Genomic DNA, 255 nt, shown 5'->3' on the forward strand with positions numbered 1-255 from the left:
GAACCGCAGACCTCCTGCGTGCAAGGCAGGCGCTCTCCCAGCTGAGCTATAGCCCCATATCGGTATACACCTAATGAGTCGCGAACCCGTATTTTGTGTGAGACAAGGCAAAGGATCTTGATGTATAGCCTGCTATACGAGAGATACTTTAACGAGGTATCACGCAAAATTGGTAGGCCTGAGTGGACTTGAACCACCGACCTCACCCTTATCAGGGGTGCGCTCTAACCAGCTGAGCTACAAGCCTACGTTCAG

General features: G+C 51.8%; 1 tRNA gene. It reads right to left on the reverse strand.

Going from position 1 to position 255, the window contains the following annotated elements:
* Nucleotides 1-170: 170 nt before the first annotated feature.
* A tRNA-Ile gene (locus tag BTA35_RS17655) sits at nt 171-247 on the reverse strand.
* Nucleotides 248-255 lie beyond the last annotated feature (8 nt).

The sequence above is a fragment of the Oceanospirillum linum genome (assembly GCF_001995095.2).
GTDB lineage: Bacteria > Pseudomonadota > Gammaproteobacteria > Pseudomonadales > Halomonadaceae > Oceanospirillum > Oceanospirillum linum.